The sequence below is a fragment of the Pseudomonas fluorescens genome (assembly GCF_040448305.1).
Classification (GTDB): Bacteria; Pseudomonadota; Gammaproteobacteria; order Pseudomonadales; family Pseudomonadaceae; genus Aquipseudomonas; species Aquipseudomonas fluorescens_BH.
The window spans coordinates 5061287-5077849 of sequence record NZ_CP148752.1; the positions used below are offsets into that span (position 1 = coordinate 5061287).

Consider the following 16563-nt stretch of genomic DNA (forward strand, 5'->3'; position numbering starts at 1 on the left):
CGGACTCTCCATGGGCGCAAGCATTCTCATCGCGAAGGACCTTAGCAAAGTGGTTCCCAGCGCGGAAGGTGAACTGACCATCCTGCACCAACTCAGCCTGGAACTGAACAAGGGCGATAGCCTGGCCATCGTCGGCGCTTCCGGTTCCGGCAAGTCCACCCTGCTGGGCCTGCTCGCCGGCCTCGACCTGCCGAGCAGCGGCGAAGTCACTCTCGCCGGGCAAGGCCTGAGCAATCTCGATGAAGACCAGCGTGCGCGCATCCGCGCCGAGCACGTGGGTTTTGTCTTTCAATCGTTTCAGCTGCTCGACAGTCTCAATGCCCTGGAAAACGTCATGCTGCCACTGGAACTCGATGGCCGCAAAGACGCCCGCGAACGCGCCACCCAATTGCTGCAACGGGTGGGACTGGGCCAACGCCTGACGCACTCGCCGCGCCAGCTCTCCGGAGGCGAGCAGCAACGCGTGGCGATTGCCCGCGCGTTTGCCGCCGAGCCCGATGTGCTGTTCGCCGACGAACCGACCGGCAACCTCGACAGCCACACCGGCGAGCGCATCAGCGACTTGCTGTTCGAGCTCAACCAGGAGCGAGGCACGACCCTGGTGCTGGTGACTCACGATGAACGCCTGGCCCATCGCTGCCGGCGCCTGATCCGTCTTGAAGCCGGCCTGCTGGTCGCCCCTCTGGAGCCTTGATGGCACGTCTGCCGCTGTTGCGCCTGTTCAGTCTCGCCATCCGCCAATTGCTGCGCGATGCCCGCGCCGGTGAATTGCGCGTGTTGTTTTTCGCCTTGCTGGTGGCCGTGGCCGCCAGCACCGCCATCGGTTACTTTGGCGCACGCCTGAACGGCGCCATGATGCTGCGCGCTACCGAATTCCTCGGTGCCGACTTGCTGCTCGAAGGCAGTTCGCCGGCGCGCCCCGAACAGATAAGAAGCGGCACCGAACTGGGTCTGGAACACGCTCAAGTGGTGGAGTTCTCCAGCGTCATCGCCACCGACAACGGCATCCAGTTGTCCAGTATCAAGGCGGCCGACGGCACCTACCCGCTACGCGGCGAATTGAAAAGCGCGCCCTCACCCTATGCCACGGAAACAGTCGGTGGCGGACCGCAACCCGGTGAAGCCTGGGTCGAGGCACGCCTGCTGACCGCCCTGGACCTGAAGATCGGCGACAGCATCGATGTCGGCATGAAAACCCTGAAACTGGCGCGGGTGCTGACCTACGAACCCGACCGCGCCGGCAATTTCTACAGCCTGACACCGCGGGTGCTGATCAACCTCGACGACCTTGCGGCCACCGGCGTGGTGCAGCCCGGCAGCCGGGTCAGCTATCGCGAATTATGGCGAGGCAATGCTCAGGCACTCGAAACGTATCGGCAACAGATCAAACCGGGTCTTGCCGCCAACCAGCGCTTGCAAGACGCCCGCGACGGCAATCGGCAGATCGGCGGCGCCCTGGGCAAAGCCGAACGCTACCTGAACATGGCCAGCCTGGTGGCGGTATTGCTGTCCGGCGTGGCGGTGGCGCTGTCGGCAACCCGCTTCGCCACCCGCCGGTTCGATGCCAGTGCCTTGCTGCGCTGCCTCGGGCTGTCGCGCCGGGAAACCATGGTGTTGTTCAGCCTGCAACTGACCGTGCTCGGACTGCTGGCCAGTATCAGCGGCGCCCTCCTTGGCTGGCTCGCACAGCTGGGGTTGTTTGCCCTGCTGCATGACTTGTTGCCGACCGACGTGCCTCCGGGCGGGCTGTTTCCAGCCATTGCCGGGATCGGCACCGGACTGGTGGCGCTGGCCGGTTTCGCCTTGCCGCCACTGGCGGCTCTGGGCCGGGTTCCGCCATTGCGTGTGCTGCGCCGGGACATGCTGCCGATCCCTTCCAGCACCTGGATGGTCTACGGCGCAGCGCTGGGCGCCCTCGCCCTGATCATGTGGCGCCTGAGCCTGGACCTGGTGCTGACCTTTGCCCTGCTCGGCGGCGGCGTGATTGCAGCGCTGGTGCTGGGCGGCTTGTTGTTACTGCTGTTGAAGAGTCTGCGGCGCATGCTGGCTCGTGCGTCCTTGCCCTGGCGCCTGGGACTGGGCCAACTGCTGCGTCATCCGCTCGCTGCCGCGGGCCAGTCCCTGGCGTTCGGCCTGATTCTGCTGTCGATGGCGCTGATTGCGCTGCTGCGCGGCGAGTTGCTGGACACCTGGCAGAACCAGCTGCCGAAAAACGCTCCAAACTACTTCGCGCTGAACATCCTGCCAGCGGACAAACAGGCCTTCACCGATCACCTGATTGCCGTGTCGGCGCAATCGGCTCCGCTGTACCCGGTGGTGCCGGGGCGCTTGATCAGCATCAACGGCGAACCGGTGCAGCAAATCGTCACCAAGGAATCGGCCGGCGACCGGGCGATCCAGCGCGACCTGAGCCTGACCTGGGCCGCGGACCTGCCGTCGGGCAACAAACTCACGGCCGGCAATTGGTGGAACGAACAGACGCCGGACGATGTTCCTGGCGTGTCGGTGGAAGGCAAGGTCGCCGAAAGCCTCAAAATCAAGCTCGGCGACCATCTGGTTTTCAGCGTTGGCGGGGTCAATCGCGAGGCGAAAGTCACCAGCCTGCGGGAGATCAACTGGGACAACTTCCAGCCGAACTTCTTCATGATCTTCCAGCCCGGCACCCTCAAGGATCTGCCGGCGACCTACCTGACCAGTTTCTATCTGGCATCGGGTCATGACCAACAGATTGTCGACCTGTCCCGCGCCTTCCCGGCGGTGACGATCCTGCAGGTCGAAGCCTTGCTGGAGCAATTGCGCAGCATCCTCGCCCAGGTGACCCTGGCGGTGGAGTACGTGTTGTTGTTCGTGTTGGCGGCGGGGATGGCGGTGCTGTTCTCCGGCCTGCAAGCGACGCTGGATGAACGCATTCGCCAGGGCGCGCTGTTGCGAGCACTGGGGGCAGAGCGACAATTGCTGGTCAAGGCTCGACGTATCGAGTTCGGTTTGCTGGGCGCAGTCAGTGGCTTGCTGGCGGCGCTGGGTTCGGAAGTGGTGAGTTGGGTGCTCTACCGCTACGCCTTTGACCTGCCGTGGCATCCGCATCCATGGCTGTTGGTGCTGCCACTGGTGGGCGCCGTGCTCATTGGCGGTGCCGGCGTGTTCGGCACCCGTCGGGCATTGAACGCCAGCCCGCTGACAGTCCTGCGCGAGGGTTGATAGACTCCTGCCATCCTCACCACAAGAAGCTGTCATGAGCCGTTACCGCCCTCCCCGCACCGCTGGCACCGCGCTGATCACCCCCGAGGGTGAAGCGCGGATGCGCGCCGAGTTCCATGAGTTGTGGCATGTACGTCGGCCCCAGGTTACCCAGGCTGTCAGCGAAGCCGCGGCCCAGGGTGATCGCTCGGAGAACGCTGAATACACCTATGGCAAAAAGATGCTGCGAGAGATCGACAGCCGCGTGCGTTTTCTCACCAAACGCCTGGAAGCGCTCAAGGTTGTCAGCGAAAAACCCAGCGATCCGAACAAGGTCTATTTCGGCGCCTGGGTCACGATAGAGGACGAGGATGGCAAAGAGTCGCGCTACCGCATTGTCGGGCCCGATGAACTGGACCTCAAGCAGGGTCTGATCAGCATTGACTCGCCGTTGGCCCGCGCCCTGATCGGCAAGGCACTGGACGCCGAAGTCCGGGTCCAGACACCCACCGGTGAGCAGTGCGTCTACATCGTGGCGATCGACTACCCGTGAGCTTTAACGCCGGGTAATCAGCCCTTGCCGGGCAACGCGGGTCAGTTGCCGGATCACTTCAGGCGCATCTTCTAGGCTGGGGGATTGAATCACCGCCAAATCAAAACTGTCGTCGGCGAAACGAGCGAGCGACTCACCGTCTTCGACAAACTGGATCAGGAAGGCAGCGGGACCGCCGGTACGACGAGGCCAGCCATCGAGATAACGCAAGAGCGTCGGCTGATGTTTGCCGCCAAGCAGGATTTTTGGATTACGCTGGGTCAGGTGTGCCGTGATCGGCGCGGGACGTACAACGGGGTTTAATGCATTCATTGTGTCGTGTCTCTGCCTCAAAAGTCTGCATGGCAGGTGAGAGGCAACACCGAACCAGCGCTTTAGCGGTATTTCGAAGCCTGTTCTGGCTTCTATCGGCAACTGGATGAGTCACCTGGCGCCCCGCAAGTAGCTGTTTAAATCGGCGCATGAGCAACATCCTAGAGAAGCTGACTGGACAGTGTCAAGAATGACGCTCAACAAAAAAGGCCCGCACAATGCGGGCCTTTTCGTTGAGCCAGAGCGCTCAGCCGGCGATGACACGGTCCGCCGAGAGTTTGCCCGCACCTTCGATCAATACCGCGATACTGCCACCAAGCAAGGCCAGGGCGAATTCATAACCGTTGTTGGCCATGAACAGTCCGTTGCTGATGTGCACCGAGAAAATTGCGACCAGCGACAGGAAGATCAGGCCCAGTGCGGCCGGGCGAACCAGCAAGCCGATGATCAGGGCCAGGCCGGCGAAGAATTCGGTGCCGCCCGCCAGTGCCGCCATCAGGTAACCCGGCGTCAGTCCGAGGCTTTCCATGTACTGCGCGGTTCCAGCCAGACCATAGCCGCCGAATGCCCCGAAGAGTTTCTGCGAGCCGTGAGCGGCGAAAACAATGCCGACCACGATGCGCAGAACGGTCAGGCCGTAGCCAGCGCGGGTAGACAGTACCTTGTTGATCAGAGTGCTCATGCTGTTTCATTCCTTGTCAGTGTGTATTGGTTGCTCGCCATATTAATCAGTAAATCGCATGGTAAAAGCGCAAAAAACCCACCATTACAATCAGATTAGTCGATCATTTACGCGAGACAACCTTTTGTCCCTGGGGCTCCAACGACTCCCTCTCCCGGTCGAACGCCAAGTAGTACTTGTTCACGCTATTAACATAGCTGACGGGCCCCATACCCACTTGCTCCATGGCCACGCGTTCGACCTGGAAGAACCACTGGTTGGGATTCAAACCTCGCCGCCGGGCTTCGGCGCGCATGCCTTGCACCCGCTCCGGCCCGATGTTGTAGGCCGCCAGCACGAAGGCCATGCGTTCGCGCTCGTTGAGTTTCGGGCTGGCAAAGAATTTGCGCCGGATCATCGCCAGGTACTTGGCCCCGGCTTGCACATTGCCATCAAGGTCCTGGATGTTGTTGACCCCCACCCGCTGCGCCGCAGAAGGGGTGATCTGCATCAGACCGGTCGGACCACCGCCACTGCGGGCGGCAGGTTGCAGGGCTGACTCCTTGAAGGCCAGCGCCGCCAGGTTCAGCCAGTCCATGCCTTGGGCATCGGCGTGTTTCTGCAGCACCGGGCGAAGTTTCTCCAGACGCTGCCGGTCCGCCTTGGCCAGCGGATAGTGCACTTGATAGAGACGACGATAGATCCGCAGGAACGCGGCGTCCTGATCCGATGGTTTTTTGTAGGCGGTGAGGAAGCGATTGATGCTGGCCCGCAGCATCGAGGCATCACGGCGCACGAACCAGAATTCTTCTCCCGGCTCGCTGATGAGTACCTGCTTGTCGAAACGCAGCTTGGGCAGGATCTTGCCCCAGCGCTCGGCGATCGGCTGCTCGACGATGGTCAGGTGGAAGATCCCGCCCTGGACCATCTCCAGCACGTCCTCGACGGCAAGGCTCGGATCGACCCATTCGATTGTGACCGGTGGCAGTTTGTGCAAGGCGAGCTTTTGATTGATCTGGCTGACGGCATCCCCAGCGGCGCTGCCAGCGGGTAACGCCAGGGTCTTGCCGGAAAGCTGTTCAAGTTTGGTGTAGCGGCGTTCGCCCTTGATGCCCACCAGGACCAACGGGATGTTGCTGGCAATCGGCTCACTGGTGCTGACGGCGAAGCCCGGTTGCAGATCGAGCAACTCGCCTGGCGCCACCAGATCGCCCTCGCCGCGCTGCAATGCGCCGAGCAGTTGATCCTTGGCCTTGGGGATGATCTTGAGGGTGATTTCCTGGCCGTCACGGGCGTGGCCGTTGAGGTATTGCTCGAACGCTCTCAGGCGATGGTATTCGACCCCGATCGCCTGCCCCTGGACTTCGCCGGAACTGTTGCGGCTCTGGTTGACCAACACCCGCAGCACACGACTGCTGCGAATTTGGGCAAGGTCACGCACCTTGCTGACCGGTACGGCTTGCAGCGGCCCGGGCAGACGCGCGACCGCCGACATCGGCAATAGCAGCGAACAACACAGCAGTAGCAAAACCGAGGGACGAATCATCCACTCTCCGGAAAGAATATGAGGCCCGCTTCAATGACGAAAACCATCAAGCGCGGCGACAAAAACAGAGCGCCCAAGGCGCTGGCAAAGTGCGAAAGACTGGCACAATGATGGCAAAACTACCAACCCGGCCTGGTCCGCGGCTCAAGAGACAGCGTTAACCCGTTGTAGTTCTTGGTTTTTCTTATAAATCCACGGCTCTGATATGCTTTCCGGCCTTTGGGCCGAGGTAGCACCATGCAACTCATCGATATCGGCGTCAACCTGACCAACGCCAGTTTTACCGACAAACACCAGGCCGTACTCGACCGCGCCTACGCTGCTGGTGTGTGCCAACTGGTGCTGACCGGCACCAGTGTCGAGGGCAGTGAACAGGCCCTTGAGCTGTGCCAGCAACTGGACGAAAGCGCCCAGCGCCTGTTCGCCACCGCCGGTATTCACCCTCACTGCGCCAGCGACTGGAACGCCGACAGCGCCCGCCGTTTGCGCAGCTTGCTCAACGAGCCGAATGTGGTGGCCGTGGGTGAATGCGGGCTGGACTTCAACCGTGATTTCTCGCCGCGCCCGCAGCAGGAAAAGGTCCTCGAAGAACATCTGGCCATGGCCGTCGAATTGCAGCTGCCGGTTTTTCTGCACGAACGCGACGCCAGCCAGCGTTTGCTGGAAATCCTGCGCGACTTCCGCGACCGACTACCGGCCGCCGTGGTGCACTGCTTCACTGGCGAACAGAAGGCACTGTTCAGCTACCTCGACCTGGACTTGCACATCGGCATTACCGGCTGGATCTGCGACGAGCGCCGGGGCACGCATTTGCATCCGCTGGTCAAGGAGATCAAGCGCGGACGCCTGATGCTCGAAAGCGATGCGCCGTACCTGCTGCCGCGCAGCCTGCGCCCCAAGCCGAAAAACGGGCGCAACGAGCCGGCGTACCTGACCGAAGTACTGCGCGAAGTGGCACTGCATCGCGGGGAAAGCCAGGAAGATCTGGCAGCGCACACCACCGCGTGCGCACGGGCGTTCTACGGCTTGCCATCAATCCCCCAGTAACCACAAATCCCCTGTGGGAGCGAGCCTGCTCGCGAAGGCGTCGTGTCTGCCAGCATCAAGTTGAATGACAGACCGCTATCGCGAGCAGGCTCGCTCCCACACTGGAATGCTGAGGGGCCGTTGATCTGCATCAAGAATCAGCCACCTGAGTAGCGGCACAATGATGGCACCTTGCCAAAACTGTTTCCGCTATCAGAGAAGACCTCCATGGGTGCCTGGCTTAGCAATATCTCGCTGAAATACAAATTCTGGGCGGTCAACGCCGTCGCTTTCGTCACCACCCTGTTGCTAGTGCTGTACGCAGTGCAGCTCGAACAGCAGGCCCGCAGTCACGCCGCCCAGGCTTCGGCCCAGGCCCAGGCGCGATTGCTCAAAGCCTGGCCCGCAGGGCAACCGCTGCCCCACGCCGACAACCTGCTGACGTTCAATCGCGGACAGGCGCCGTCGCTGAATGAACAACCCATTGCGCAACTCATCAATGCAAACGGCTGGGTCGAGATCAACGTGATGCCGCTGTTCGGTGACAATCCGTTGACGGGTGCCGAAGTATTCTCGCGTGCCGATGGCCAGCAGGTCGCCGTGATTGCCCACGGTCCAAGCCTGAGCCAGGTGTTCAACGATCGTTTTGCCAACTACGCGTCGGCCGTGTTCATCCTGATGCTGGCAATGCTCGGTGCATCGCAGTTATTGATCCGCTTCCTGCTCAGCCAGCTCAACACCTTGAAAGACGTCATGTTGCACGTGGAGAAAACCGGCGACCTGTCGGCCCGCGTGCCATTGGCTTGCAGCGACGAAGTCGGGCAAATGGCCAACGCCTTCAACGCCATGCAGGCCGGTTATCAACGGGTGGTCAACACCGTTGCCAGCACCGCCCGACAGCTGGACGTCGGCGCCGCGCGGCTGGCGGCCAGCATGAATGAAGTGCGCCACGGCATGCTGGGCCAGCAAAGCGAAACCGATCAGGCCGCCACGGCGATCAATGAGATGACCGCCACGGTCTATCACATCGCCCAACACGCGGGCGCCACCCGTGACCTTTCGCAATCGGCCAATACCCTGGCCGGCAGCGGGCAGGAGGTCGTGACACGGGTGCAGCGCTCGATTGCCGGACTGTCCACCGGCGTCCAGCAGACCGCCGAGATGATTCAACGCCTGGCCAAGGACAGCCAGAAGATCAACGGCGTGGTCAACGTGATTCACAGCATCGCCGAGCAGACCAACCTGTTGGCGCTGAACGCCGCGATCGAAGCGGCCCGGGCCGGCGAGATGGGTCGCGGCTTCGCGGTGGTCGCCGATGAAGTACGCAACCTCGCCAAACGCGTGCAGGCCTCCACGGATGAAATCACCCTCATGGTCTCGGCGTTGCAGGCCGGTACGCGGGACGCCGTGGATTTCATGCAAGAGAGCTCGTTCAAGGCCGACGACTGTGTACAACAGGCGCAAGAGGCCGGCGCGGCATTGGCCGAGATCACCGGCGCGGTGGCGCAGATGCGTGAGAGCAACACGCAGATCGCGGTGGCGGCCGAACAGCAGAGCCAGGTGGCGGAAGAGATGAACCGGGCGGTGGTGAGCATCCGTGACGTGACCGAGAATACGGTGCAGCAGACAGTGACTTCGGCGACCACCAGCAATGAACTGGCGGCATTGGCCGGGGAATTAAGCAAGGCTATCGGTCAACTGAAACTTTGAGGGCCCTTTCGCGAGCAGGCTCGCTCCCACAAGGGATCTATGTATGTCCAGAGTCTGATGGTCACCAAAGATCAATGTGGGAGCGAGCCTGCTCGCGATAGTCAGTACCGGCAACATCAATCCAGACCATGACAGCTATCAAGCCAATAGCCAGCCTTGATTCGCCGCCAGCATTGACCGGGCCTATTCTTCCTACATGTGTTCAACATGGATCGAGGATCAGCATCATGGGTAAACGTCACCCCAACCTTCCCGCCTGGCAATGGCGAGCGTACCCGAACAATCACCAGCACCCGACCAATCTGGTGCTGCACCTGATCGCGGTGCCGCTGTTCATCGTGGCGTTTCTGCTGATTGTGACCGGGGTGTTCAGCCTGAGCCTGGCAAACATCGCCATCGGCGTGATCGGTGTGATTGCGGCGCTGGCCTTGCAACGCCACGGCCACAGCCTGGAGAGCCAAGCCTCCGAACCCTTCAGCGATCGCAAGGATGCGGTATCGCGCCTGTTGGTCGAGCAGTTCCTGACGTTTCCGCGGTTCTTCCTCAGCGGTGGCTGGTGGCGCGCCTGGCGTGAGCGTCACCGCCGTCACTGATCAGGCGAACACGGTCACCGTCTGCCGGCTCATGGCGATCAACTGGCCATCCGCGCTCCACATTTTTGCGGCGGCATGCCCGTAGCCGTCGACGGCGTATTCGGTTTCGACGAGGTATTTGCACCAGTCCAGGGTGTTCAGTTCCAGCAGCGGCTGCACGAATTCGATGGTCCAGGTCAGCGTGCTGCCCATCGCCGGCTTCTTCAAGAACGGCATCAGGGCCGGTGGCCAGGCGTCCACCAGCGCCAGGATATGCGCCTCGCCGATAGCCTCTTCCTTTACATCACCGCGCAAGCGTACCCAGCCGCCCATATACCGGGATGTACTACCGCTGAACGGCAGCCCGCCGATACTCCAGCGCATCGCCAGATGGCGCATGAACTCGGGGATGACACCTTCGACGAAAGGCAATTCCTGGCATTCGTCCCAGTGCTTCATTTCCGGTGCCGGTTCAGCGGCCACCGCCACTTCCGAGGGGCGCGAGGCACCAAAGCTGCCCTGGATCAACGTCACAACCTGGCCCTTCTGCATCACCCGGCCCAGCACTTGGCTGACAGCCTTGCCTTCACGCAGTACGTCTACTTCAAAACTGACCGGTACCTCGGGCTCAACCGGGCCGACGAAGGTGATTGCCAATGAACGCACCGGACGATCCGCCGGAACCCGGGCACGCATGGCTTCGTACTGCAAAGCGACCACCAGGCCACCGAAACTGGCTCGCCCCTGGGCCCATGAGGCCGGAATAGACAGCTCCAGCGGCTGGCTGCGGACAGCGTCGAGCAGTTCGGAAAAACGCATGAAAACCTCAAGGATCGGAAAAAGATGAAGGGATCTTAACCATCTGGCGTGGTTGATACATCGCCCATTCCGGCCAAATTGACTGACAGATGAGCCCAACAAGGCTCGTGTCGAACACATAATCCTGTAGGAGCGAGCCTGCTCGCGATAGCGCCCGGACAGCCAACATCAATGTTGAATGTCACGGCCTCATCGCGAGCAGGCTCGCTCCTACAATGGATCTGGGGAGGTCTCAGGATTTGAAACAGGCCTTGCTGAGTTTTTCCAGCACCCGGTCCGCACGGCTTTCAGCCTCGGCCATGTTGGTTTGCCACTCTGCAACACAGGGTTGCAAATCCGCTTCCCGTTCAGCCATGGCCAGCCATTGCACGCAATCGTGCCAGTCACCCAGCGCGCCCTGGGCCGATTTCAATCGGGGCATGGCTGCTTTTGGCAAACGGTCCAGCTCGGGGTAAGCGTCGATGCCATAGCGCACGCGCTTGATCAGCAGGCGCAGCCGATGACGGTCATGAGTCGGATCGTGCAGTGCCTCGTCGAGCTTTCCCCATTGCTTGCCCAGGCGTTTTTCGATGCGTTTGCGCAGACCCTTGAGCAATCCCTGGCGCTGGGCTGCACGCAGAAAACGCGGAAACGCGTCGAGGACGATCAACATTTGCGCGAGTTCGGGGCTGGCCGCCACGGCCGGATAGGCCTCGGCCATTTGCGCCATGCGCCACTGTGCGGCTTGGGGTTGATGGTGCTGGAGCAGGTACGCCGCCAGCACTTCGCGATCACGTAATGGCGTGGTCAGATCGCCCACCCGAGAAGCTGCCGCTTCCAGTTGTTCGACGCCAGGCAGCCCGCGCAAGGGTCGCAGCAGGCTGCGCAACCGACGCATGGTTGTGCGCAGATCGTGTAACGCTTCAGGGTCAGTACGCTCTTTCAGGCGGGCCTGACAGGCCAGCAGACGAACTTCCAGGCCCAGAACCTGAGCCACCAACCGATCGATCATGGGGGTTTACTCCGTAAACAGCGCCAGGTTGCAAGCTCCAGGCTGCAAGCTCGAAGGGTCTTGCAGATTGCAGCTTAGAGCTTGTAACCGCTTTTCGCTTTTAACGCCCCGCGCGCGACTCACGAATATAGAAACGAGCCTTCTCGGCTTTTTTGGTGCAGCCTTCGAACCCCTCGAATTGCTGCTGAGTCTTGGCCGCGGTCAACAGCGACAGGGCCTTGGAGTAGCTGACGGTCCCGGCGAAACCTTCGGCTTTGGCCAGATCCAGTTCATGCCATGCCGCATCCAGGTTACTACCGCAACTGTCGCGATAAGCGGTTTTGCCGGCACAACCGGCGAGCGCCAGGGCAATCAATGGCACGCAGATCCAGGCTTTCATCACATACTCCTCAAAAATAGGTCAATAGTCATGCAGGTAAGACGGTGTGGCACCTGAAAAGTGCCGTTGGTCCGCTGTGCAAACTATAGCGCTGACGAGAATAACCATGTGCCGCCATGGAGTGTCGAAAATACGACGCTCTTGTCCCCCCGAACGACCATGGCGATTGAAGCATGGCCCTCGATGGGTGCATTGTTGAATCATTGAAACGAGGGCGATCCATGAAAAAGCGTGTCGCACTGGTATTGGGCTCGGGTGGAGCCCGGGGTTATGCACATATCGGGGTCATTGAAGAGATCGAACGGCGCGGCTATGACATTGCCTGTATCGCCGGTTGCTCCATGGGCGCGGTGGTGGGTGGGATCTACGCCGCCGGCAAACTCAATGATTACCGCGACTGGATCGAGAGCCTGGATTATCTCGACGTGTTGCGCCTGGTGGACGTCAGTTTTCGCCTGGGGGCGATTCGTGGCGAGAAAGTCTTCGGGCAGATCCGCAAGATCGTCGGCGAGGTCAACATCGAAGATTTGCGTATCCCCTACACCGCGGTTGCCACCGACCTGACCAACCAGCAGGAAATCTGGTTCCAGGAAGGTTGCCTGCATCAGGCCATGCGCGCCTCGGCAGCGATTCCCAGCCTGTTTACCCCGGTGATGCAGGGCAACCGCATGCTGGTCGATGGCGGCATTCTCAACCCGCTGCCGATCGTGCCGGTGGTGTCGAGCCATTGCGACTTGATCATCGCGGTCAACCTCAACTCCACCAACCAGCGCCACTATCAATTGCCGATCATCCAGCGTCCCGCCGCCTTCAAGACCCGCTTCGACAGCCTGATCAACTCCGTCGGCTCGAAGTTGCCGTTCCGGCGCAAACAGGCCGAGCAATTGTTGATTCTGGAACAGGAAGCCTTGAAGGCCGAAGGTGCGGAGCTCAACCCGTGGATCGAATCCGCCGAGCCCGAGGCGCAGCAACCCGCGGCCGCTCCGCAAGCCAGTGGCGCACCCCGCTCCGCCACCGGTTCGTTCATCATCGACAACGTCGGACCCGCGTCCTTGCTGGATTTGATCAACCAGAGTTTCGAGGTGATGCAGACGTCGCTGGCGCAGTACAAGATTGCCGGGTACCCACCGGACATCCTGATCAACGTGCCCAAACGCGTGTGCCGGTTTTTCGAGTTCTACAAGGCGCCGGAGTTGATCGCATTGGGACGGGAGATTGCGCGGGATACGCTGGACCGGTATGAGAATGAGCAGAACTGAAAGCCTGAAAACTCTCGATTGAATGTAAGGGCCTCATCGCGAGCAGGCTCGCTCCCACAGTGAATCTTTGGTGTTCACAAAATGTGTGTCTGGCCGGGATCCCATGTGGGAGCGAGCCTGCTCGCGATGGGGCCAGATCAATCGCCACAAAATTTCAAAACTATTCACTCAACAACCGATACCCCACCCCAGCCTCAGTGACGATGAACCTGGGTTGGGTCGGGTCATCCGCGAGTTTCTGGCGCAAGTGCCCGACCACGATACGCAAGTAGTGAGTGTCTTCGGTGTGGGTCGGTCCCCAGATGTCCTTGAGCAATTGCTGCTGGGTGATCACCCGCCCCGGATGCCGCGCCAGTTGCGCCAGCACCGCGTATTCCTTGCGGGTCAGCGCGACTTCGACACCGTCGAGCAACACCCGGCGATACGCCAGGTCGACCATCAACGGACCGAAGCTCAGCGCTGCTTGTTGCATCTCGCCTGCGGGCGCCTGGCGCAATAGCGCCCGAATCCGCGCCAGGAATTCCTGAATGCCGAACGGCTTGGTCACGTAGTCATTGGCGCCGCCATCCAGGGCTTCGACTTTCTGCCCTTCACTGGCGCGCACGGAGAGCACCAGCACCGGCACCGTCGACCACTCGCGAAAATCGCGCAATACCTGTTGGCCATCCATGTCCGGCAACCCGAGGTCGAGCACCAGCAAGTCCGGTTTGTTCAACGCAGCTTGCGCCAATCCTTCACTGCCGGTGCCCGCCTCCAGCACTTTGTAGCCTTGGGAAGCGAGGCTGATGCGCAGGAATTTACGGATCTGCGGTTCGTCGTCAATGACCAAAATGGTCGAGGTCTGGCTCATGAATTCACATCAACACAAAGAAGTGGCAAGAGAGTAGCGCAAGCGCGATCAGGCTTCATTTTCGTATCCCGGTTGAGCCTGTAGCGGCAGGTGCAACGTGATGCAGGTGCCACGCCCCTCGATGCCGTCGGCGACGCTGATGCGCCCGCCATGGGCACCGACCATGCCCTGACAAATCGCCAGCCCCAGCCCGGTGCCCTGTCCGCCACGATCACCCCGCGCCGCGGTGTAGAACATGTCGAAAATCTTCGCCCGCTCCTCTTCCGGAATCCCCGGCCCCTCATCGCAAACCGAGAAAAACAGCTCGCTGTCATCGGCCCCGGCGCGCAATTGCAAGCGCCCGTGGGGCGGCGAAAACCGCGCGGCGTTTTCCATCACGTTGACCAGTGCCTGTTCGATCAGCGCGGCATGCACATACAGCAGCGGTAGCTCGGCCGGCACGTCGGTGCTGACCTGCAACGGCGCAAGGACTGCCCGCAGGCGATTGCGCGCACTGCCGACGATGTCTGCCGGTGACACCCAGTCCCGCGCCAGCTTCAAGGCACCGTGGCCGAGACGGGTCATGTCGAGCAGGTTTTGAATGTAGCGGTCCAGGCGCTCGGCTTCATCGCGGGTGCCTTCGAGCAGTTCACGTCGATCCTCCAGCGGGATCGCTTCCCCCAGGGCCAGCAGGCTATCGATACTGCCGCGCATGGACGTCAGCGGAGTGCGCAAATCGTGGGACACCGACGCCAGCAAGGCGCTGCGCAGTTGCTCGGTTTCGCCGTGCAGCCGCGCCGCCTCCAGATCATCGGCCAGTTGCGCCCGGGCCAGCGCCTGGGCCAGCGGCTGGCTCAGCGCGGTCAACAAACGTCGGCGCTGGCCGCTCAGAGTCTGGCCTTCCCTTGCGCATACGCCGAGCAACGCCAGCGGGCCGTCTTCCACCGATAACGGCCACCACCACCAGCGGCCGAACGGCAAAGTACCGGTGCCCGCACCTGCCGGTTGATCGTGCTGCCAGGCCCAATCGGCGGCGGCGCGCTCGGCTTCGCTGAACTCCAGCGGGCCACCGGTTTCGACTTTCCAGCCGTTTTGCCCATCACGATTGAGCAGGCACAGTTGCACATCGCTCCAACCATTGAGGTGCTGGGCAGCCGCGCTGACCACGGCCTGGCGGTCGGTGGCGGCGGTGAGTTTGCGTGATAGGTCGAGCAATTCGGTGGTCTCTTCCTGGGTATCGCGCAGTGCCTGCAATTGCCTGCGCTGGCGCGCTGCGAGATTGCCGGTGAGGGCCGCCATCAGCAGGAAGAACAGCAAGGTCAGTACGTCTTCTTCGCGCTGGATGCTGAAAGAGAAATTCGGTGGAATGAACAGGAAGTCATAGGTCAGGAACGACAGCGCCGCACAAGCCAGCGCCGGTCCGAGGCTGCTGCGCACCGCCACCAGCAACACCGCTGCAAGGAACACCAGGGAGATATTCGGCAGTGGCAGCACGCTCGCCACGGCCCAGGCCAGGGCGCTGGCCAGAACCGTCGCGACAACGGCCAATGCGTAGTCGAACCAGACCAGTGAATGCATCGACCGCTGATGGGGTTGAAGCTGTTGATGATCGCTGTCGAGAACGTTGATTTCCAGTCCGCGTGCATTACGCAGCAATCGCGCCGCAAGCCCGCCACCGAACAGACGTCGGCGCAACCGCGGCCGGGACTGACCGACCAGCACCAGGCTGGCGCGGCGTTCGGCGGCATGCTGGATCAGGGTTTTCGCCACTTCACCGGCGCGCAGCAACACCACTTCGCCGCCCAGGCGCTCGGCCAGTTGCTGGGCGCTCTGCAGACGCAGGCGGGACTGTTCGTCACGCACGCGGCCGTTGTCCACGTGCACCAGGCTCCAGGGCAGGTGCCGCCGCTGGGCCACGCGACTGGCATGGCGCACCAGGCGCTCGGCCTGGGCATCGCCGTCGACCCCTACCAGCAAACGCCCGCGCACGGCCGGCGCCGCTTGCCCCAACTGGCGATACCCTTGGGCCAGATCGTTATCGACCTGAGCCGCCGCGGTTTGCATCGCCAGTTCGCGCAGGGCCGTCAGGTTGGTCTGGGAAAAGAACGCGTCGATGGCCGCCCGCGCCTGCTCCGGCACATAGACCTTGCCATCGCGCAGGCGCTCCAGTAGTTCCCGCGGCGGCAAGTCGATCAGCAGCAGTTCGTAGGCTTCCTGCAACACCCAGTCCGGCAGGGTCTCGCGGACCTGCACGCCGGTGATGCCGCGCACCTGGTCGTTGAGGCTTTCCAGGTGCTGGACGTTGACCGTGGTGTACACGTCAATACCGGCAGCGAGCAGTTCCTGAATGTCCTGCCAGCGTTTTTCGTGACGGCTACCGGGTGCGTTGGTATGCGCCAGTTCGTCGACCAGCACCAGCTTCGGTTTGGCGAGGAGCAGACCGTCGAGATCCATTTCTTCGAGCAACACGCCACGGTATTCCGAGCGCACCAACGGCTGCTGCGACAAGCCGCCGAGCAGGGCTTCGGTTTCGGCCCTACCGTGGGTTTCGACGACGCCGGCGATGATTTTCACCCCTTGGCGTAACTGGGTATGGGCCGCTTGCAGCATGGCGTAGGTCTTGCCGACACCCGGCGCGGCACCGAGAAATACCTTGAGCCGGCCACGGCCATCGCGGGGCAGGTCTGCTAACAGCGCGTCGGCGCGGCCGGAGTTGCTCATGCTTGGGA

General features: G+C 61.8%; 15 protein-coding genes. 7 read left to right on the plus strand and 8 right to left on the minus strand.

Annotated features, from left to right (window positions below):
• Positions 1–10: 10 nt before the first annotated feature.
• From WHX55_RS22880 to greB, 3 genes are read left to right on the plus strand one after another with little or no spacing between them, the layout of a single operon-like run.
• Entirely contained in the window at positions 11–694 is a 684-nt protein-coding gene (locus WHX55_RS22880) for an ABC transporter ATP-binding protein (RefSeq protein WP_046043370.1), read from the plus strand.
• A complete protein-coding gene (locus WHX55_RS22885; protein ID WP_353741381.1) occupies positions 694–3198 on the plus strand; it encodes an ABC transporter permease in 2505 nt (834 codons plus the stop codon). Before WHX55_RS22880 ends, WHX55_RS22885 begins: the two co-directional genes overlap by 1 nt.
• Before the next feature lie 34 nt (positions 3199–3232).
• Positions 3233–3730 (plus strand): transcription elongation factor GreB, encoded by a 498-nt coding sequence (gene greB, locus WHX55_RS22890; RefSeq protein WP_007973570.1) that lies wholly within the window; start codon positions 3233–3235, stop codon positions 3728–3730.
• A 3-nt stretch (positions 3731–3733) separates the two neighbouring features.
• On the opposite strand, the gene WHX55_RS22895 is transcribed toward greB, so the two are convergent.
• The 3 genes from WHX55_RS22895 to WHX55_RS22905 all read right to left on the minus strand — a co-directional run bounded on the left by WHX55_RS22895 (position 3734) and on the right by WHX55_RS22905 (position 6249).
• The gene (locus tag WHX55_RS22895; RefSeq protein ID WP_008001428.1) at positions 3734–4042 is read right to left on the minus strand and encodes a hypothetical protein; all 309 of its coding nucleotides are present in this window, start codon (positions 4040–4042) and stop codon (positions 3734–3736) included.
• Positions 4043–4289: 247 nt separating this feature from the next.
• Positions 4290–4724, minus strand: coding sequence for a DoxX family protein (locus WHX55_RS22900; RefSeq protein ID WP_150726277.1), 435 nt, complete (start codon positions 4722–4724; stop codon positions 4290–4292).
• 103 nt (positions 4725–4827) lie between these two features.
• Positions 4828–6249 carry a transglycosylase SLT domain-containing protein gene (locus WHX55_RS22905; RefSeq protein ID WP_353741382.1) on the minus strand — a complete coding sequence of 474 codons (1422 nt, stop codon included), beginning with the start codon at positions 6247–6249 and terminating at the stop codon, positions 4828–4830.
• Positions 6250–6486: 237 nt separating this feature from the next.
• Here WHX55_RS22905 and WHX55_RS22910 point away from each other — a divergent pair, with 237 nt between their 5' ends.
• The 3 genes from WHX55_RS22910 to WHX55_RS22920 all read left to right on the plus strand — a co-directional run bounded on the left by WHX55_RS22910 (position 6487) and on the right by WHX55_RS22920 (position 9578).
• Positions 6487–7296: a TatD family hydrolase gene (locus tag WHX55_RS22910; RefSeq protein WP_353741383.1), complete on the plus strand. Its 810-nt coding sequence runs from the start codon at positions 6487–6489 to the stop codon at positions 7294–7296.
• Between the two features lie 207 nt (positions 7297–7503).
• The gene (locus tag WHX55_RS22915) at positions 7504–8985 is read left to right on the plus strand and encodes a methyl-accepting chemotaxis protein (protein WP_353741384.1); all 1482 of its coding nucleotides are present in this window, start codon (positions 7504–7506) and stop codon (positions 8983–8985) included.
• A 227-nt stretch (positions 8986–9212) separates the two neighbouring features.
• A complete protein-coding gene (locus WHX55_RS22920; protein WP_150758216.1) occupies positions 9213–9578 on the plus strand; it encodes an Mpo1-like protein in 366 nt (121 codons plus the stop codon).
• On the opposite strand, the gene WHX55_RS22925 is transcribed toward WHX55_RS22920, so the two are convergent.
• The 3 genes from WHX55_RS22925 to WHX55_RS22935 form a co-directional block, all read right to left on the minus strand.
• Positions 9579–10376 (minus strand): acyl-CoA thioesterase domain-containing protein, encoded by a 798-nt coding sequence (locus tag WHX55_RS22925; RefSeq protein ID WP_151214626.1) that lies wholly within the window; start codon positions 10374–10376, stop codon positions 9579–9581.
• 232 nt (positions 10377–10608) lie between these two features.
• On the minus strand, positions 10609–11367 hold the full coding sequence (locus WHX55_RS22930) for a CHAD domain-containing protein (protein WP_353741385.1): 759 nt from the start codon (positions 11365–11367) through the stop codon (positions 10609–10611).
• A 100-nt stretch (positions 11368–11467) separates the two neighbouring features.
• The gene (locus tag WHX55_RS22935; RefSeq protein ID WP_034150181.1) at positions 11468–11746 is read right to left on the minus strand and encodes a hypothetical protein; all 279 of its coding nucleotides are present in this window, start codon (positions 11744–11746) and stop codon (positions 11468–11470) included.
• Between the two features lie 221 nt (positions 11747–11967).
• Here WHX55_RS22935 and WHX55_RS22940 point away from each other — a divergent pair, with 221 nt between their 5' ends.
• Positions 11968–13005, plus strand: coding sequence for a patatin-like phospholipase family protein (locus tag WHX55_RS22940; RefSeq protein WP_150758219.1), 1038 nt, complete (start codon positions 11968–11970; stop codon positions 13003–13005).
• Positions 13006–13165: 160 nt separating this feature from the next.
• On the opposite strand, the gene WHX55_RS22945 is transcribed toward WHX55_RS22940, so the two are convergent.
• Together WHX55_RS22945 and WHX55_RS22950 are read right to left on the minus strand one after the other, a co-directional pair.
• Entirely contained in the window at positions 13166–13855 is a 690-nt protein-coding gene (locus WHX55_RS22945) for a response regulator (protein WP_150758220.1), read from the minus strand.
• 48 nt (positions 13856–13903) lie between these two features.
• Positions 13904–16555: a sensor histidine kinase KdpD gene (locus WHX55_RS22950; protein WP_353741386.1), complete on the minus strand. Its 2652-nt coding sequence runs from the start codon at positions 16553–16555 to the stop codon at positions 13904–13906.
• Positions 16556–16563: the final 8 nt, after the last annotated feature.

Excerpts from the sequence above, each read along its gene's own strand:
- WHX55_RS22880 (WP_046043370.1), top strand. The coding sequence starts at position 11 with ATGGGCGCAAGCATTCTCATCGCGAAGGACCTTAGCAAAGTGGTTCCC.
- WHX55_RS22885 (WP_353741381.1), top strand. The coding sequence starts at position 694 with ATGGCACGTCTGCCGCTGTTGCGCCTGTTCAGTCTCGCCATCCGCCAA.
- greB (WP_007973570.1), top strand. The coding sequence starts at position 3,233 with ATGAGCCGTTACCGCCCTCCCCGCACCGCTGGCACCGCGCTGATCACC.
- WHX55_RS22895 (WP_008001428.1), bottom strand. The coding sequence starts at position 4,042 with ATGAATGCATTAAACCCCGTTGTACGTCCCGCGCCGATCACGGCACAC.
- WHX55_RS22900 (WP_150726277.1), bottom strand. The coding sequence starts at position 4,724 with ATGAGCACTCTGATCAACAAGGTACTGTCTACCCGCGCTGGCTACGGC.
- WHX55_RS22905 (WP_353741382.1), bottom strand. The coding sequence starts at position 6,249 with ATGATTCGTCCCTCGGTTTTGCTACTGCTGTGTTGTTCGCTGCTATTG.
- WHX55_RS22910 (WP_353741383.1), top strand. The coding sequence starts at position 6,487 with ATGCAACTCATCGATATCGGCGTCAACCTGACCAACGCCAGTTTTACC.
- WHX55_RS22915 (WP_353741384.1), top strand. The coding sequence starts at position 7,504 with ATGGGTGCCTGGCTTAGCAATATCTCGCTGAAATACAAATTCTGGGCG.
- WHX55_RS22920 (WP_150758216.1), top strand. The coding sequence starts at position 9,213 with ATGGGTAAACGTCACCCCAACCTTCCCGCCTGGCAATGGCGAGCGTAC.
- WHX55_RS22925 (WP_151214626.1), bottom strand. The coding sequence starts at position 10,376 with ATGCGTTTTTCCGAACTGCTCGACGCTGTCCGCAGCCAGCCGCTGGAG.
- WHX55_RS22930 (WP_353741385.1), bottom strand. The coding sequence starts at position 11,367 with ATGATCGATCGGTTGGTGGCTCAGGTTCTGGGCCTGGAAGTTCGTCTG.
- WHX55_RS22935 (WP_034150181.1), bottom strand. The coding sequence starts at position 11,746 with ATGAAAGCCTGGATCTGCGTGCCATTGATTGCCCTGGCGCTCGCCGGT.
- WHX55_RS22940 (WP_150758219.1), top strand. The coding sequence starts at position 11,968 with ATGAAAAAGCGTGTCGCACTGGTATTGGGCTCGGGTGGAGCCCGGGGT.
- WHX55_RS22945 (WP_150758220.1), bottom strand. The coding sequence starts at position 13,855 with ATGAGCCAGACCTCGACCATTTTGGTCATTGACGACGAACCGCAGATC.
- WHX55_RS22950 (WP_353741386.1), bottom strand. The coding sequence starts at position 16,555 with ATGAGCAACTCCGGCCGCGCCGACGCGCTGTTAGCAGACCTGCCCCGC.